At 63.1% G+C, this 15,764-nt stretch carries 13 protein-coding genes; 4 read left to right on the top strand and 9 right to left on the bottom strand.

What is annotated here, in order from left to right:
* Positions 1 to 122: 122 nt before the first annotated feature.
* From NKH57_RS27285 to NKH57_RS27275, 3 genes are all read right to left on the bottom strand, one after another.
* Positions 123 to 1,121 carry an ABC transporter ATP-binding protein gene (locus NKH57_RS27285; protein ID WP_352604003.1) on the bottom strand — a complete coding sequence of 333 codons (999 nt, stop codon included), beginning with the start codon at positions 1,119 to 1,121 and terminating at the stop codon, positions 123 to 125.
* A gap of 216 nt (positions 1,122 to 1,337) precedes the next feature.
* Entirely contained in the window at positions 1,338 to 2,492 is a 1,155-nt protein-coding gene (locus NKH57_RS27280) for an ABC transporter substrate-binding protein (protein ID WP_352831960.1), read from the bottom strand.
* 216 nt (positions 2,493 to 2,708) lie between these two features.
* Positions 2,709 to 3,554 (bottom strand): class I SAM-dependent methyltransferase, encoded by an 846-nt coding sequence (locus NKH57_RS27275; RefSeq protein WP_352948978.1) that lies wholly within the window; start codon positions 3,552 to 3,554, stop codon positions 2,709 to 2,711.
* Between the two features lie 79 nt (positions 3,555 to 3,633).
* On the opposite strand from NKH57_RS27275, the gene NKH57_RS27270 reads away from it, so the two are divergent.
* The gene (locus NKH57_RS27270; RefSeq protein ID WP_352948975.1) at positions 3,634 to 4,107 is read left to right on the top strand and encodes a helix-turn-helix domain-containing protein; all 474 of its coding nucleotides are present in this window, start codon (positions 3,634 to 3,636) and stop codon (positions 4,105 to 4,107) included.
* Between the two features lie 6 nt (positions 4,108 to 4,113).
* Here the strand turns inward: NKH57_RS27270 and NKH57_RS27265 are convergent, their stop codons facing one another.
* Positions 4,114 to 5,019 carry a LysR family transcriptional regulator gene (locus NKH57_RS27265; protein ID WP_023758236.1) on the bottom strand — a complete coding sequence of 302 codons (906 nt, stop codon included), beginning with the start codon at positions 5,017 to 5,019 and terminating at the stop codon, positions 4,114 to 4,116.
* A gap of 69 nt (positions 5,020 to 5,088) precedes the next feature.
* Positions 5,089 to 5,865, bottom strand: a complete 777-nt coding sequence (locus NKH57_RS27260; protein ID WP_023758237.1) for a DeoR/GlpR family DNA-binding transcription regulator — start codon at positions 5,863 to 5,865, stop codon at positions 5,089 to 5,091.
* Between the two features lie 403 nt (positions 5,866 to 6,268).
* Between NKH57_RS27260 and NKH57_RS27255 the strand changes: the two genes are divergently transcribed.
* Together NKH57_RS27255 and NKH57_RS27250 are read left to right on the top strand one after the other, a co-directional pair.
* A complete protein-coding gene (locus NKH57_RS27255) occupies positions 6,269 to 7,156 on the top strand; it encodes a phosphotransferase family protein (protein WP_023758238.1) in 888 nt (295 codons plus the stop codon).
* Positions 7,153 to 9,606, top strand: a complete 2,454-nt coding sequence (locus tag NKH57_RS27250) for a GcvT family protein (protein ID WP_352948971.1) — start codon at positions 7,153 to 7,155, stop codon at positions 9,604 to 9,606. Before NKH57_RS27255 ends, NKH57_RS27250 begins: the two co-directional genes overlap by 4 nt.
* Before the next feature lies 1 nt (position 9,607).
* On the opposite strand, the gene NKH57_RS27245 is transcribed toward NKH57_RS27250, so the two are convergent.
* Positions 9,608 to 10,240 (bottom strand): class I SAM-dependent DNA methyltransferase, encoded by a 633-nt coding sequence (locus tag NKH57_RS27245; RefSeq protein WP_352948968.1) that lies wholly within the window; start codon positions 10,238 to 10,240, stop codon positions 9,608 to 9,610.
* Between the two features lie 103 nt (positions 10,241 to 10,343).
* Here NKH57_RS27245 and NKH57_RS27240 point away from each other — a divergent pair, with 103 nt between their 5' ends.
* A complete protein-coding gene (locus NKH57_RS27240; protein WP_352948966.1) occupies positions 10,344 to 11,246 on the top strand; it encodes a phosphotransferase in 903 nt (300 codons plus the stop codon).
* A 73-nt stretch (positions 11,247 to 11,319) separates the two neighbouring features.
* Here the strand turns inward: NKH57_RS27240 and NKH57_RS27235 are convergent, their stop codons facing one another.
* From NKH57_RS27235 to ilvD, 3 genes are all read right to left on the bottom strand, one after another.
* Positions 11,320 to 12,243 carry a DMT family transporter gene (locus tag NKH57_RS27235; protein WP_352948963.1) on the bottom strand — a complete coding sequence of 308 codons (924 nt, stop codon included), beginning with the start codon at positions 12,241 to 12,243 and terminating at the stop codon, positions 11,320 to 11,322.
* Positions 12,244 to 12,455: 212 nt separating this feature from the next.
* On the bottom strand, positions 12,456 to 13,736 hold the full coding sequence (locus tag NKH57_RS27230) for an amidohydrolase family protein (protein WP_352948960.1): 1,281 nt from the start codon (positions 13,734 to 13,736) through the stop codon (positions 12,456 to 12,458).
* 69 nt (positions 13,737 to 13,805) lie between these two features.
* Positions 13,806 to 15,650 carry a dihydroxy-acid dehydratase gene (ilvD, locus tag NKH57_RS27225; RefSeq protein ID WP_352948958.1) on the bottom strand — a complete coding sequence of 615 codons (1,845 nt, stop codon included), beginning with the start codon at positions 15,648 to 15,650 and terminating at the stop codon, positions 13,806 to 13,808.
* Positions 15,651 to 15,764: the final 114 nt, after the last annotated feature.

Below are 15,764 nucleotides of genomic sequence, written 5' to 3'. Positions count from 1 at the left end.
TTCAGCGCTTGCGCCTTCTTTTCAGCGCCAAAAATTGGCGAAAGAATCGATGACATCCGATCTCCCCCCTGGAGGGGGAGATGTCGGGCAGGACAGAGGGGGGCGCTTCGCGCAAACCTTCATCATGCCGGCTCATCCATCAGGTGCAGATGCTCGCGGTTGAAGGTGAGCACGACCGTCTCGCCTTCCCCTGGCAAGGCCGTGCCGGCCGGCACGATGGCGTGCAACCGCAGCCCGTCGGCGTCGAGTGCCAGCTTCGTCGTGGCGCCGAGATAATTGGTCGAGACGAGGCGGGCGGACACGCCTTCACCACTGGCCGCTCGTCCGACGCGAATGGATTCAGGGCGCAGGCTGCCCCAGCGATGCTGGCCGGAATAACGCTGGACGAAATCCGGCGGCAGTACATTGGATGAGCCGACGAAATCGGCAACGAAGCGGGTCTTCGGCCGCTGGTAGATATCCTCCGGTGTACCGATTTGCATGATCTTGCCGTCATTGAAGACGGCGACGCGGTCGGCCATCGACAGCGCCTCGCCCTGATCGTGGGTGACGAAGACGAAGGTGATGCCGAGGGCCTTCTGCAGCGACTTCAGTTCCTCCTGCATGTTCTCGCGCAATTTGAGGTCGAGCGCGCCAAGCGGCTCGTCGAGCAACAGCACCCTGGGCTGGTTGACCAGCGCGCGGGCGAGTGCGACGCGCTGGCGCTGGCCGCCGGAAAGCTGGCCGGGGCGGCGAGCGCCATAGCCGGGCAGCCGCACCAGAGCCAGAGCCTCTTCCGCAGCCTTGTGCCGTTCAGCCTTGCTGGCGCCCTTGACCATCAGCCCGTAGGCGACGTTGTCGAGCACATTCAGATGCGGGAACAGCGCATAGTCCTGAAACACGGTATTGACGTTGCGTCGATAGGGCGGCACGCCTTCGGCGCGTTCGCCAAAGATCGAGATCGAACCGGAGGTCGGCTGCTCAAAACCGGCGATGAGGCGCAGACAGGTGGTCTTGCCGGAACCGGACGGCCCCAGCATGGCGAAGAATTCGGCCGGCGCGATCTCGAGATCGACCGCGTCGACGGCGCGAACGCTGCCGAAATGGCGCGAGGCTTTCTGGAAGGAAACGGCTGATGTCATGGTGCTGTCAGTCTGTTGCCGGTTTAGTTCTGTCGATCACCTCGCCTGCAAATCCTGGCAGGGGATGGCGAATTCGCGCGCCACCCCACCTCCCGTCGATGGAGGAGACCGCAGCAAAGGCCACGGTGGGGGGCGGCCTCATAGGCAAAATCGTGTCCGGGACCCCACCCCGACGCTGCGCGTCGACCCTCCCCACAAGGGGAAGGGTAAGAGCGCTTAACGACCCCCGATGACGCCGATATAGTCCGATACCCAGCGGTAATAGGGCACGCACTGGTCGTTCTGGGTGGTGCATTTCGACACCGGGGTCTTCCAGAACTTGATCTTGTCGAAATTGTCGTAGCCGTTGGTCTTGCAGCCTTCGTCGGTCAAAAGCTCATTGCCCTTACAGGCGGCTGGCACGACGGGCAGCGAGCCAAACCAGGCCGAGACATCACCCTGTACCTTGGGCGACAGCGAATGTTCCATCCACATATAGGCGCAGTTGGGATTGGCCGAATCGGCTTCCATCATCGTGGTGTCGGCCCAACCGGTGGCGCCCTCCTCCGGAATGGTCGAGGCGATCGGCTTCTTGGCGGCGACCAGCGTGTTGACCTGGAAAGGCCACGAACCGGAAGCGACGACGCCTTCGTTCTGGAAATCGTCGACCTGGATAGCTGCGTCATGCCAGTAGCGGCCGACCAGGGTGCGCTGGACGCGCAGCAGGTCGAGCGCTGCCTTGTACTGGTCCTCATTCAGTTCGTAAGGATCCTTGATGCCGAGTTCCGGCTTATGGAACATCAGATAGTTGGCCGCATCCGCGATGTGGATCGGCCCATCATAGGCCTGCACGCGCCCCTTGTTGGATTTGCCATCCGGCAGCTTCATTTCCTCGAAGACGACATTCCAGCTCTTGGGAGCCTCCTTGAATACGTCGGTGTTGTACATCAGGACGTTGGGACCCCACTGGTAGGGAACGCCGTAATGGACGCCGCCGACGGTAAACCACGGCGCGTCCTTGAGGCGCTCGTCGACCGTTTTCCAGCTCGGGATGAGATCGGTGTTGATTGGTTGCACGCGCTTGCCGGCAACGAGGCGCAGCGAGGCATCGCCTGAGGCGGTGACAAGGTCGAAACCACCTTCGTTCATCAGCGAGACCATCTCGTCGGAAGTATTGGCCGTCTTGACGTTTACCTTGCAGCCGGTTTCCTTCTCGAAAGAGGTCACCCAGTCATAGCCCTTGTCGGTTTCGCCGCGTTCGATGTAGCCCGGCCACGCCACGATGTTGAGCTGGCCTTCGCCCTTGCCAAGTTCCTTGACCTGGGCGACGGCCTGGCCGGAGAAGGTCAGCGCGATCGTCAAGGCAGTGCATGACTTGAGGAATGAATTCATCGTCGATCTCCCATTTTGGCGCTTGACTGCGAAAGCCGGTTTTCGGTCCTCGCCAGGGGTCACGCGCAGCCTGAAAAAGTCAGTTCGTCCGTTTGGACTTGATGCCGCTCTGATGGCGGCTTGTCCCTGAAATCGGAAAGTGCTGTGAAAAACCCGGTTTCGCAAATTGATTTATCAGAAAGGCGATATCGGTTTTACCGATAGCCAGACGCCCCTTCAAGCCAGCGCCGTCACCAGCCAGCAGGCGGCATTGAAGCGAGCCTCACCGTCCTCCATGAAAGGCGCGAACGCAGCAGGCAACACCGTAGTGATTTTTTCGGCCACTGCCCGGTCAACCTCGCGCAGCGCGGCGCCGACCGACCCTAGCCGGGTGACGTACGTCATCAGATCGTCTTGGGCGATCTGACACAGGACGTCCACCTGTTCGACTTCGATTGATGCCCAGCCGCTGGCGTCAAGGATCCGCTTCACCTTGGCGCCGTCGGCAAAGGCAAACTGCCCCGGCGCATCGGGGTCTGGCGCGGGTGCGGGCGGCAGGAAAGGCGCAGCCGCTCGCGCAGCGGTCGTCATGAAATCATTCTCGACTGGACTGCGCCAAGCAACAAAGGCGAGTTTGCCACCGCGCCTTGCGGCCCGTCTTATGTTGGTGAACGCGGCCACGGGATCATCGAAGAACATGACACCAAAGCGCGAGACAACAGCGTCGAAGTGCCCAGATTCGAATGCATACGCCTGGGCATCGCCCACTTCAAAACTTGCGTTTGCTACCTCTTCCCGCCGCGTGCGCTCCGTCGCCAGGGCGACAAGCGGCTGCGAGATGTCAAGCCCAACACAACGTCCGTCGTTGCCCACGAGGCGCGCCATCGCCAGAGTTGTAGCGCCGGCGCCGCAGCCGATGTCCAGGACATTGCCCCCTTCCCCGGGATAGCCGGCATCGACTGCCAGCCGCTCGAACGGCGCCAGTACCTCGTCGAGGATCGGCTGCATCTCGACCCAGGCCTTTCCGCTGACATCATTCCAGAGCGCGGCTTGCCGTGTGTTTGGCTGCGCGGATTGTGGCATAACGGACCTCACTTGCTGTTGCTCTCACCGCTCGTCGCGAGCACTCTACGAGTTCAAGCCGACTTGAGGTCAAGAAGATATGGATATTGCCGAAGTGTCACGCCGCACCGGCGTGCCCGCCTCGACACTTCGCTACCACGAGGAGAAGGGCCTCATTGCCTCGATCGGCCGTCGCGGCCAGCGCCGCTTGTTCGACCCGGCCGTCCTAGGACGGCTCGCCTTGATCGCGCTTGGACGCGCCGGTGGATTTGCACTGGACGAGATTTCCGCGATGCTGACGCCCGACGGCCTGCCGAAAATGGATCGAGGGCGCCTGGATGCCAAGGCGAACGAACTTGACCAAACCATCCAGCGCCTGACCGCGATCCGAGAGGCTTTGCGTCACGCCGCCCGATGTCCGGCAGCCCGGCCGATGGAGTGTCCGACGTTCCGCCGCGCCGTCAGGCTTGCCGGCGCCGGCCGCTTCGAGGTTGCTCCTATCGGGCCGTTCAAGGCGGAGGCGGTCTCTGTCACAAGGCGCGAGCGCAAGACTGGCGACGTCAACTTGGAGTAGGCCACACTAGCGGCGGACCGTCCGCTGCGACTGGGCAAGGCCGATGAAATCGCGTGCCGCCTGCGGCAGGCCGGAGCCGCGCCGCCAGACCATGCCGACCTGGACCACCGGCAAGGAACCGGAAATATCGCGCGATTCGATGCGGTCGCCTTCCAGCGACCAGGGCCGGTAGACGAGATCGGGCAACAGCGCCACGCCGGCACCGGTCGCGACCAGACTGCGCACGGCCTCGACGGAACGGGTGCGGAAAGCGACATGCGGCTTGGCGCCGATCGCCGTCAGCAGTTTGCCGGTGTTTTCCTCGATCTCGTCGACGGTCAGCATGATCAGCGTTTCGGAGGCAATGTCGCCGATGCTGATGATGTCAGCGCTGGCGAGCGGATGACCGAGCGGCAGCCACAGCCGATAGGCCGACACTTCGAGGATTTCCGACTGCAGTGCGGTGCGGTCGCGCAAATTGGAGGTGACCATAACGGCAATGTCGAGCTTGCCGCCGATCAGCAGGTGTTCGAGGTAATCGCCATTGTCCTCGATGGCCGAGACCTCGACGCCGGGATAGGCGCGGCGATAACGGGCAAGCAGATCCGACAGCACATAGCCCGCGACCAGCGAGGTGACGCCGAGCTGCAGTCGTCCGCCCACTGCCGCCTGTTCGCCTGAGAAAGAGCGGCGCGCGTCGGAAACGTCGGCAAGGATCTTTGTCGCATGGCGCAGGAACTGGTGGCCCTTGTGGGTGATGTTGAGGCCGCGCGGATGGCGTTCGAACAGTTCGACGCCAAGATCGCTTTCGAGTTCCTTGATCGCTTCGGTGACCGACGATTGCGAGATCGAGAGGTTCTGCGCGGCACCCGACACCGTGCCTTGCTCGGCCACGGCGATGAAGAACTGCAACTGGCGGATGGTGAAAGCCATGGCCGGACTAAACACGCTGCAGGCGACGGTGGGAAGTGCCGGCCAAATCGTCGACATAAGTTGGCTTGATCAGAACCCGCTCTCCGCGCCGACGATGCTGAGCCGCGCGCCGGCCTGCGCCAAGGCCGCGGCGATGTCGTGCGGCGGCGACCGGTCGGTGGCGATCTCGGAAAAACTGTCAAAGCCGCAGACCTGGACCAGACCGAGGCGGCCGAACTTCGAGTGATCGGTGATGACGAGCGAACGCTGGCCGCGCGACAGCACCATGCGCGCGAATTCGGCTTCTTCCAGGTCATAGTCCATGACCCCCATCACCGCATCGACGGCACCGGTGGAGATGATGGCATGGCTGACCGAGAAGCGGCTGACGAAGTCAATGGCCGAGGCGCCGAAGGCGGCGCCGGAATCGCTGCGCAGCTCGCCGCCGGCCATGTAGACCTTATTGCCGTTGATGGTGGCCAGCGTGCGGGCGATATCCGATGAGTTGGTGACGACCGTCAAGCGCCGATGGCCGAGCAGCTCGCGGGCTAGGAACGAGGTTGTCGTGCCGGTGTCGAGCATGATCGATTCGCCATCGCGGATGGTGCCGGCGACCATGCGGGCAATGATGCGCTTGGCATCGGCATTCTCACGCATGCGCCGCTCGAACGGCGCTTCGCCTACCATCGACGGCAGGCCGATGGCGCCATGCATCTTGAGGACGGAGCCGTCGCCGGTGAGAGGCTTGACGTCGCGGCGCACGGTCTCGAGCGACACGCCCAGCCGGTCGGCCAGGCTGGCGATGGTGACAGTGCCTTCTTCCTGCAGCAGCCGCAGGATCTCGCCGTGGCGCTTGGATTGAGCCATTTGGTTCCCCGAACTGAGACTCTGACCGATTTTAAGGTAATTCAAGCGTTTTTAAAGGAGCCATCTTAGGTTTCGGGCAAAACACCCAAAAAAGGTCACATCTTTTTCTTGACAACCGAGCAACCCGGGCGTGAAGTCAAGACAGGGTTCGGAGCTGCAACGGGAGGGTGATGGCAGATCCGCAACTCACGCACCAGGCCGTTTGTAACGTGCCGGGCGCGAGGAAGTTTCAGATCCGCGGGGGCGGATGCCGGGCTCAAAGACCTGGCCAAGGGGCTCGTCGGTGCGGTGCGGGATACCGATCCTGGCATCCCGCACCGACGAGATTTTTTGCGTTTCTCCCCGCCATCGTCGCTCTGTCCATGGCACCTTATCGAACCCCCAGCAAACCAGGGATGATTCCGTGACCGCCGAAGAACGCATCCGCGACCTGCCCTGCTGGACCGGCGGCATCGAAATCGCACCCCTACCCGGCGGTCTGAGCAACGCCAACTATGTGGTCACGGATGCGGCCGGCAAACATGTCGTTCGCTTCGGCAAGGACTATCCGTTCCACCATGTCTTTCGTGAGCGCGAGGTGATGACCGCGCGGGCGGCCCATGCCGCTGGTTTCGCACCGGCCGTCCTCCATGCCGAGCCGGGCATCCTGGTGACGGAGTTTCTCGGCGCCAAAACCTTGCAGGCGGAGGATGTGCGCACCAGTCTCGGGCGTATCGCGGCGCTCATGCGCGCCTTCCATCGCGAGATGCCCAATCACGTCTCCGGCGCCGGCTTCATGTTCTGGGTGTTCCATGTCATCCGAGACTATGCGCGCACGCTTGAAGAAGGCGGCAGCCGCAAACGCAGCGACCTGCCGCGCCTGCTGACGCTGGCTGACGAGCTGGAGCGCGCACAGAAACTGCTGCCGATCGTCTTTGGCCACAACGATCTGCTGCCGGCCAACATTCTCGACGATGGCAACAGGCTGTGGCTGATCGACTTCGAATATGCCGGCTTCAATACGGCGATGTTCGATCTCGCCGGCGTAGCGTCCAACGCCGGGATGAGCGATGAGGAATCCTTCGCCTTCCTGACCGCCTATTTCATGAAGGAACCGGACGAGGCGATCCGCCGCTCGCACGCGGCTATGCAATGCGCTTCGCTGCTGCGCGAGGCGATGTGGAGCATGGTGTCCGAGCTCTACCTCGACGCGCCCGGCATCGACTACGTCGCCTACACCGAGGAAAACCTGACGCGGCTCGACGCCGCGCTGGAAAACTACAGAACGAAGTACGGGACACAGAAATCATGACATTGCCCAGCCAGGCCGCCATCGTCGTCATTGGCGGCGGCATCATCGGCTGTTCGACAGCGTATCACCTGGCGCGCGACCACAAGGCTGATGTCGTGTTGCTGGAGCAAGGCAAGCTGACCTCGGGCTCGACCTGGCACGCCGCCGGCCTTGTCGGCCAGCTGCGCTCGTCAGCGTCGATCACCCGTGTGCTAAAATACTCAGTCGACCTCTACAAGGGACTGGAGGCCGAGACCGGCCTCGCCACCGGCTGGAAGATGACCGGGTGCCTCAGGCTCGCCACCAATGCCGACCGCTGGACCGAGTACAAAAGGCTGGCGACGACGGCGAAAAGTTTCGGCATGGACATGCAATTGCTGTCCCCGGCGGAGATCAAATCCATGTGGCCGCTCATGGAAACTGGCGATCTCGTCGGAGCCTCCTGGCTGCCGACCGATGGCCAGGCGAGCCCCTCCGACATCACGCAGTCGCTGGCCAAGGGCGCGCGCATGCATGGCGCGAAATTGTTCGAGGATGTCCGCGTCACCGGTTTCGAGATGAAGGGCGGCCGCATCACGGCGGTGAAGACCAGCAAGGGCGACATCGCCTGCGACAAGGTGGTCAACTGCGCCGGGCAATGGGCACGGCAGGTCGGCGCGATGGCCGGCATCAACGTGCCGCTGCAGCCAGTGAAGCACCAGTACATCATCACCGAGAAGATCGATGGGCTGGCGACCGACGCGCCGACCATTCGTGACCCGGACCGGCGCACCTATTTCAAGGAGGAGGTCGGCGGGCTGGTGATGGGCGGCTACGAGCCGAATCCACAGGCCTGGACGACCGATCTCCCCGGGGGCGACGTACCCAATGATTGGGAGTTCAGACTGTTCGACGACGATTACGATCATTTCGAGCAACACATGACGCAGGCGATCGCGCGTATGCCGGCGCTGGAAACCGTCGGCGTCAAGCAGATGATCAACGGCCCGGAGAGTTTTACGCCGGACGGCAATTTCATCCTCGGCACTGCGCCCGAATGCGCCAACATGTTCGTCGGCGCCGGCTTCAACGCCTTCGGCATCGCATCGGGCGGCGGGGCCGGCTGGGTGCTGGCGCAGTGGGTTGTCGACGGCGAAGCGCCACTCGACCTGTGGGTCGTCGATATCAGGCGCTTTTCCAATTTGCACCGCGACCGGCAGTGGGTCCGCGACCGCACTCTGGAAGCCTATGGGAAACACTATACGATCGGCTTTCCGCATGAGGAGTACGTCAGCGGGCGGCCTCGTATCGTCTCGCCCCTTTACGACAGGCTGAAACAGCAGCGCGCCGTGTTCGGCTCGAAGCTCGGCTGGGAGCGGCCTAACTGGTTTGCGCCCGAAGGTGTCGAGCCCCAGGACATCTATTCGATGGGGCGGCAGAACTGGTTCGCCGCGGTCGGCGACGAACACAGGCACGTGCGCGAAAAGGTCGGCATCTTCGACCAATCTTCCTTCGCCAAATATGAGCTGAGCGGGCCCGATGCGCTGAAGGCGCTGGACTGGATCTGCGCCAACGACGTCAGCAAGCCTGTCGGCCGGCTGACCTACACGCAGCTTCTCAACACACGCGGCGGCATCGAGGCCGACCTGACGGTGGCGCGACTGGCCGAGGAGGCGTTCTATATCGTCACCGGCACCGGCTTCCGCACGCATGATGCTTCGTGGATCAGCGACCATATCGGCGAAGGCCTCGATGCCACGCTTGTCGACGTCACCGAGGACTTCGGCACGCTGTCGCTGATGGGTCCCCGGGCGCGCGACGTTCTTTCGGCGGTGACCGAAGCCGACGTGTCGAATGCGAGCTTCCCGTTCGGCCATGTGCGCGAAATCGCCGTCGCCGGTCACACGGTTCGGGCGCTGCGCGTCACCTATGTCGGCGAGCTCGGCTGGGAACTGCATGTGCCGATCGCGGCCACCGGCGAAGTCTTCGACTGCCTGATGGAGGCAGGAAAGACGTATGAGATCCGCCCGGTCGGCTATCGTGCGCTGGAATCGCTGCGGCTGGAAAAGGGCTACCGCGCCTGGGGCTCCGACATCACTCCCAACGACACGCCGCAGGAAGCCGGCCTCGGCTGGGCGGTCAAGCTGCGCAAGAACACCGATTTCATTGGGCGGCGAGCGCTCGAGACGGCCAGCGGCGCGGCGCTGAAGAAACGTTTCGTCGGCTTCACGGTCGATGACCCGGAGATCGTGTTGCTCGGCCGCGAGACCATCCTGCGCAATGGCGAGCTGGTCGGCTATCTCACCAGCGGCGGCTATGGCTACACGCTGGGCAAGAACATCGGCTACGGCTATGTGCGCAACGCCGATGGCGTCAGCGACGATTTTCTCACCTCGGGCGACTACGAACTGGTGGTCGCGATGGAACGAACACCGGCCAAGATCCATCTCGAGCCGATGTACGATCCGACAGCCGCCAAGATCAAAGCGTAGATCAGATCACGCGCAAAGCGAGACCGCGGCTCGGCACGGTGTCGGCCTCGCCCGGCATGGAGATGTAAGGCCTCGTTTCCTCGATGCGGGTGACGAGGCCTTGCGCCTCGAGCTCGGTGATGCGCGCGGCAAAGCCCGCTTCCCACAGTGTGTTCTTGACGGTCAGCACGATCACTCCGCCCGGCCGGCAGATGCGGATCAGCTCGTCCAAACCCTCGACGCCGACATGGCCGGAAGTGAAGACGCCGGCCGAGATGATCCCGGCATAGGCGCCGTCGGCAAAGGGCAGATGACCGCCGAGCGCCAGGCAATGCAGCGCCGAATAGACGCCCTTGCGCGCGGCCTGAGCCAGCATGCCTTCCGAGATGTCCAGCGCCTCGACCTCGGGATAGCCGGCAATGTTCAACCATTCGCCGATCAGCCCAGTGCCGGCCCCGGCATCGAGCAGCGGTGCGGCACCGCGCGGCAGATGGCGGGCCAGCAGCGCAAGGCAGATCGTTGGGTGGCGATAGCCGGCGGCCGACATGTCGGCGTCATAGGTCTGCGACCAGCTGTTATAGAGTGCTGCGACCTCCTCCGGGCGCTTGGCCGCATAGACGGCGCCAAGTGCACCATGATGTTTGCTGTCCGCCACTTTGGTCCTGTCCACCATTCCTTGGGTCTCACATCGGATGATAGCCAAAGCACGAAAATTGTGGAACCGTCGCTGCGACAAATAACAGCGTGGGGGCGCAGGCATGGTGACAGACGAAGTGCGCGCGACATTGGCCGCCATTCCCATGCTGGCCGGCTACACCGGGCCACTCGAACGGCTTGGCGGTCTCACCAATCTGGTCTTCAGGGCCGGCGACTTCTGCCTGCGCATCCCCGGCAAAGGCACCGAAGAATACATCAGCCGCGCCAACGAGGCGGTTGCGGCGCGCGAAGCGGCAAAGGCAGAGGTCAGCCCTGAGGTGCTGCATGTCGATCCCGCCACCGGAATCATGGTGACGCGCTTCATTGCCGGCGCCGAGACAATGTCGCCGGAAAAATTCAAGCTTCGGCCGGGCAGTCCCGCGCGGGCCGGCGAGGCCTTCCGCAAGCTGCACAATTCAGGCGCGGTGTTTCCCTTCCGCTTCGAGCTGTTTGCGATGATCGACGATTATCTCAAGGTGCTGTCGACCAAGGATGTCGCCCTGCCCGCCGGCTACCATGACGTGGTGCGCGAGGCCGGGACCGTGCGATCGGCGCTCGCCGCCCATGCGCTGCCGCTCGTCGCCTGCCACTGCGATCCGCTTTGCGAAAACTTCCTCGATACAGGCGAGCGGATGTGGATCGTCGACTGGGAATATTCGGGCATGAACGACCCGCTCTGGGACCTTAGCGACCTCAGCGTGGAAGGCAAATTCGACACGGCGCAGGATGAAGCGATGATGGGCGCCTATTTCGGCGGCGAGGCCAGGCCTGCGGGTCGCGGCCGCATCGTCATCTACAAGGCGATGTGCGACCTTTTGTGGACGCTGTGGGGGCTGATCCAGCTCGCCAACAACAATCCGGTCGAGGATTTCCGCGCCTATGCCGACGGCCGGTTTGTCCGCTGCAAGGCACTGATGGAGACGTCGGAGTTTTCACGGCATCTGGCGGCGATCCGCCGGGGTTAGGCACCAGGAACCTTGAAGCTATCTTTGTGCATGTCGTTATCCCAAAACCGCTGCGCACTTTGGGCGACATGCATCAATTCACGCCCTTCGGCACGTTCTCCGGCGGCACCGTGGTCTCGACGACTTTCTGGCGGTGGAAGATGAACAGGCCGGCGAGAACGACGATGCCCGAGCCGACCAGAATGCGCGGGCCGGGAACGTCGCCGAAGAACACCAGCCCGAACACCACCGCCCACAGGAGCAGCGTGTAGTGCAGCGGAGCCAGTGTCGAGGCCGGAGCCAACTTGAGCGCCCTGGTGATCATCAGATGCGCGCCGCAGGAGACGATGCCGAGCAGCAGCATGGCACCAAAATCGAGTTCTGACGGCGTTTGCCAGGTACCTATGGTTAGCACACCGCCGACCAGCAGCGTGCCGATGGTCTGCCACGTCACCAGATTGGTGTCGCTGGTGCCGCGCAGCCGCCGGTTGAGGATGATGGCGAAAGCGAAGGCGATGCTGCCTGCGAGCGCGAAGCCAGATGACAGCGAGAATGCCGCCGAGGACGGTTTCAGCATGATCAGCACGCCGCAGAAGCCGAGCAGGATCGCCATCCAGCGGCGCCAGCCGACCTTTTCGCCAAGCAAGAGATGCGAGAGTGCCGCAACGTAGATCGGCCCGGCCATGTAGAAACTCATCACATCCGCGAGCGGCAGATAGACGACGGCGGCATAGAAGAGCGCGGTGTCGAGCGTGGTCATGACAACGCGTAGCAGCTGCAGCTCCAGGCGTTCCAAGCGGAACAGCTTGGCCGCGCCCTGATGGGCGATCATCGGGCCAAGCACGAAGAAGGCGCCGATGGACCGGATCAGCACCACCTGGCCGACGGAGAAGCTGGCGACCAGCCACTTGCCCATGGCGTCGTTCAGCGCAAACAAGAAGTCGCCGGCCAGCATCAGCAAGATGCCGGCCAAAAGCACGTTCCGAACTGTGGAATTCTGCGCCACGGGCTGCATCATGCCGATCCCGATTCCTCCCCTGCGTAAGCCGCGTCGTAGACGGAAGCGGCGGCTTTGACGAGGAGAATTCGGGCAATGGGTAAGACCAGCGCGGGGAATCGGCTGTATCTGGAGCAATTCCAGGAAAAGTGTGAAACGGTTTTCTGTCCGGAATTGCGTCAAAAACAAAGAGCTAGCAGTGGTTCGCCGTTTCCGCGAAACGGTGACCCGCTCTAGCTGGATATGTGCCGCCGGTTCACCATCCCCGGCCGCCCATCGATCGAAAGCCGGGTCTCCTGCTTCGTCCGCTGCGCCACCACTTTGCCCCTGGCGATGACGCACAGGCGCTCGGCGCGCAGGCGCAGGGCCTCGACCGGATTGCCGGCGTCGAGGATGACGAGGCTGGCGCGCTTGCCTACCGCCAGGCCGAGATGATCGAGTCCCATGATCGACGCGTTGACATTCGTGACCATGTCGAAGCAACGCGCCATGTCGGCCGGGCTCGACATCTGGGCGACATGCAGACCCATGAAGGCGACGTCGAGCATGTCAGCGGTGCCCAGAGAATACCAGGGATCGAGCACGCAATCCTGGCCCCAGCCGACGCGAATGCCGAGCGCCAGCATCTCCCTGACCCGGGTCAGCCCTCGGCGCTTGGGGAAGGTGTCATGGCGGCCCTGCAGCATGATGTTGATCAGTGGATTGGGAATGACCGAGACGCCTGCCTCGGCGATCAGCGGCAGCAGCTTCGAGACATAGTAATTGTCCATCGAATGCATCGAGGTGAGGTGCGATCCGACCACCCGGCCGTGAAGACCAAGGCGCTGCGTCTCATAGGCAAGCTGTTCGATGTGACGCGACAGCGGGTCGTCAGTCTCGTCGCAATGCAAGTCGACCATCAGGCCTCGCCTGGCCGCAATCTCGCACAGCTCCGTTACCGAGCGCGTGCCGTCGGCCATGGTGCGCTCGAAATGCGGGATGCCTCCGACAATGTCGACGCCCATGTCCAGCGAGCGGATGGTGTTCTCCCGTGCCGATGGCGAGCGATAAAACCCTTCCTGCGGGAAGGCGACCAGTTGCAGATCGATATAAGGCGCCACCGTCTTCTTGACGTCGAGGAGGGCCTCGACCGCCAGTAGCCTGTCGTCGCAGACGTCGACATGGGTGCGGATGGCGAGCAGACCCATCGACACCGCCCAGTCGCAATAGGCCAGCGCGCGGTCGCGCACCGCCTCATGCGTCAAAAGCGGCTTCAACTCGCCCCATAGTGAAATGCCTTCGAGCAGCGTGCCCGAAGCATTGATGCGCGGAATGCCGTAAGAGAGCGTTGCGTCCATGTGGAAATGCGGATCGACGAAGGGCGCGGAGACCAGGTTGCCTCGGGCGTCGATCTCGGTTTGCGCGGAACCACGCAGAGCGGGCTCGGTCGCCGCGATGGTCTCACCGGAGATGCCAATGTCGGCAACCCTGCCATCAGGCAGCGTGCCGCCGCGTACGATAAGGTCGAAATCCATGTCGCCATCCCGCTTGAAGAATCATCCAGCGCGGCTCCTCCTTCTCCCTTGTGGAGAAGGAAAAACTCCCTACTCCGGCACGAACCTTATCGCGCCCTTGGCCGCGCTGGTGGCCATCGCGGCATAGGCGCGCAAGGCGGTCGTCACCTTGCGCTTGCGCTTTTCCTCGGGCTTCCAGGCCAAGGCGCCCTTTGCTTCCATCGCAGCCCGGCGGGCAGCGATTTCAGCGTCGCTAACGGCAAGGCGGATGCTGCGGTTGGGGATGTCGATCTCGATCGTATCGCCTTCCCGCACCAAGCCGATCAGGCCGCCTTCGGCGGCTTCCGGCGACGCATGGCCGATCGACAGGCCCGACGTGCCGCCGGAGAAGCGCCCATCGGTGACCAGGGCGCAGGCCTTGCCGAGCCCCTTCGACTTCAAATAGCTGGTCGGGTAGAGCATCTCCTGCATGCCGGGGCCGCCGCGCGGTCCCTCATAGCGGATGACGACGACATCGCCGGCCTTGATCTCGTTGGACAGGATCGCCTTGACGCTCGAATCCTGGCTTTCGAACACGCGGGCCGGGCCGGTGAACTTCAGGATCGATTCGTCGACGCCGGCCGTCTTCACTATGCAGCCGTCGAGCGCCAGATTGCCTTTCAGAACGGCGAGGCCGCCATCCTTGGAAAAGGGATGTTGCGCCGAGCGGATAGCACCCTTTTCGCGGTCGAGATCGAGCTCGTCCCAGCGGCGGTCCTGGCTGAAAGCGACCTGCGTCGGCACGCCGCCAGGGGCGGCGAGGAAGAAATCGCGCACGCTCTGGCTGGTCGTACGGGAAATATCCCAATGGTCGAGTGCTTCACCGAGCGTTGACGTATGAACTGTCGGCGGGTCGCGGTTGATCAAGCCGGCATTGTCGAGCTGGCCGAGGATGGCCATGATGCCGCCGGCGCGGTGGACGTCTTCCATATGGATGTCCGCCTTGGCGGGAGCCACCTTGCACAGCACCGGCACCTTGCGGGACAGCGCGTCGATGTCATCCTGATCGAAGTCGATCTCACCCTCATGCGCGGCGGCGAGGATGTGCAGCACGGTGTTGGTCGAGCCGCCCATGGCGATATCGAGCGTCATGGCGTTCTCGAAGGCGCCCTTCGAGGCGATGTTGCGCGGTAGAGCAGTCTCATCATCCTGCTCGTAGTAGCGCTGCGCGAGATCGACGATCAGGTGACCTGCCTCGACGAACAGGCGCTTGCGGTCGGCATGCGTGGCAAGCGTCGAACCGTTGCCGGGCAGCGAAAGACCCAGCGCCTCGGTCAAACAATTCATCGAATTGGCGGTGAACATGCCCGAGCAGGAGCCGCAGGTCGGGCAGGCCGAGCGCTCGATGACCTTGACGTCTTCGTCGGAGATCTTGTCGTCGGCGGCCGCCACCATTGCGTCGACCAGATCGAGCGCCTGCGTCTTGCCGGCCAGCACCACCTTGCCGGCTTCCATCGGCCCGCCGGAAACGAAGACGGTCGGGATGTTGAGGCGCAACGAGGCCATCAGCATGCCGGGGGTGATCTTGTCGCAATTGGAGATGCAGACCATGGCATCGGCGCAATGCGCATTGACCATGTATTCGACGGAATCGGCGATCAACTCGCGCGACGGCAGCGAATAGAGCATGCCGTCGTGGCCCATGGCGATGCCGTCATCGACGGCGATGGTGTTGAATTCCTTAGCGACACCGCCGGCCTTCTCGATCTCGCGCGCGACCAGCTGGCCGAGGTCCTTCAAATGGACATGGCCGGGCACGAACTGAGTGAAGGAGTTGACGACGGCGACAATCGGCTTGCCGAAGTCGCTGTCCTTCATGCCTGTGGCGCGCCACAGACCGCGGGCGCCGGCCATGTTGCGGCCATGAGTGGTGGTGCGGGAGCGATAGGCAGGCATGTTTTTTCCTTGGTGGCTGGCCGCAGCCGAAGATATGGCGCGGCGGCGCTGAATTCGGACCGCAGGCGTTATAGACGCGCAAACATGGTCTGGCCACAATTTTGCAATGCGCCA

The organism is Mesorhizobium sp. M1050, from assembly GCF_040318715.1.
Taxonomy (GTDB): Bacteria; Pseudomonadota; Alphaproteobacteria; order Rhizobiales; family Rhizobiaceae; genus Mesorhizobium.
Note: the sequence above shows the minus strand (reverse complement) of the source record. Positions and strands in the feature narration are given on the sequence as shown.

Excerpts from the sequence above, each read along its gene's own strand:
- NKH57_RS27240 (WP_352948966.1), top strand. The coding sequence starts at position 10,344 with ATGGTGACAGACGAAGTGCGCGCGACATTGGCCGCCATTCCCATGCTG.
- NKH57_RS27260 (WP_023758237.1), bottom strand. The coding sequence starts at position 5,865 with ATGGCTCAATCCAAGCGCCACGGCGAGATCCTGCGGCTGCTGCAGGAA.
- NKH57_RS27230 (WP_352948960.1), bottom strand. The coding sequence starts at position 13,736 with ATGGATTTCGACCTTATCGTACGCGGCGGCACGCTGCCTGATGGCAGG.
- NKH57_RS27280 (WP_352831960.1), bottom strand. The coding sequence starts at position 2,492 with ATGAATTCATTCCTCAAGTCATGCACTGCCTTGACGATCGCGCTGACC.
- NKH57_RS27275 (WP_352948978.1), bottom strand. The coding sequence starts at position 3,554 with ATGCCACAATCCGCGCAGCCAAACACACGGCAAGCCGCGCTCTGGAAT.
- NKH57_RS27270 (WP_352948975.1), top strand. The coding sequence starts at position 3,634 with ATGGATATTGCCGAAGTGTCACGCCGCACCGGCGTGCCCGCCTCGACA.
- NKH57_RS27250 (WP_352948971.1), top strand. The coding sequence starts at position 7,153 with ATGACATTGCCCAGCCAGGCCGCCATCGTCGTCATTGGCGGCGGCATC.
- NKH57_RS27235 (WP_352948963.1), bottom strand. The coding sequence starts at position 12,243 with ATGATGCAGCCCGTGGCGCAGAATTCCACAGTTCGGAACGTGCTTTTG.
- NKH57_RS27265 (WP_023758236.1), bottom strand. The coding sequence starts at position 5,019 with ATGGCTTTCACCATCCGCCAGTTGCAGTTCTTCATCGCCGTGGCCGAG.
- NKH57_RS27285 (WP_352604003.1), bottom strand. The coding sequence starts at position 1,121 with ATGACATCAGCCGTTTCCTTCCAGAAAGCCTCGCGCCATTTCGGCAGC.
- ilvD (WP_352948958.1), bottom strand. The coding sequence starts at position 15,650 with ATGCCTGCCTATCGCTCCCGCACCACCACTCATGGCCGCAACATGGCC.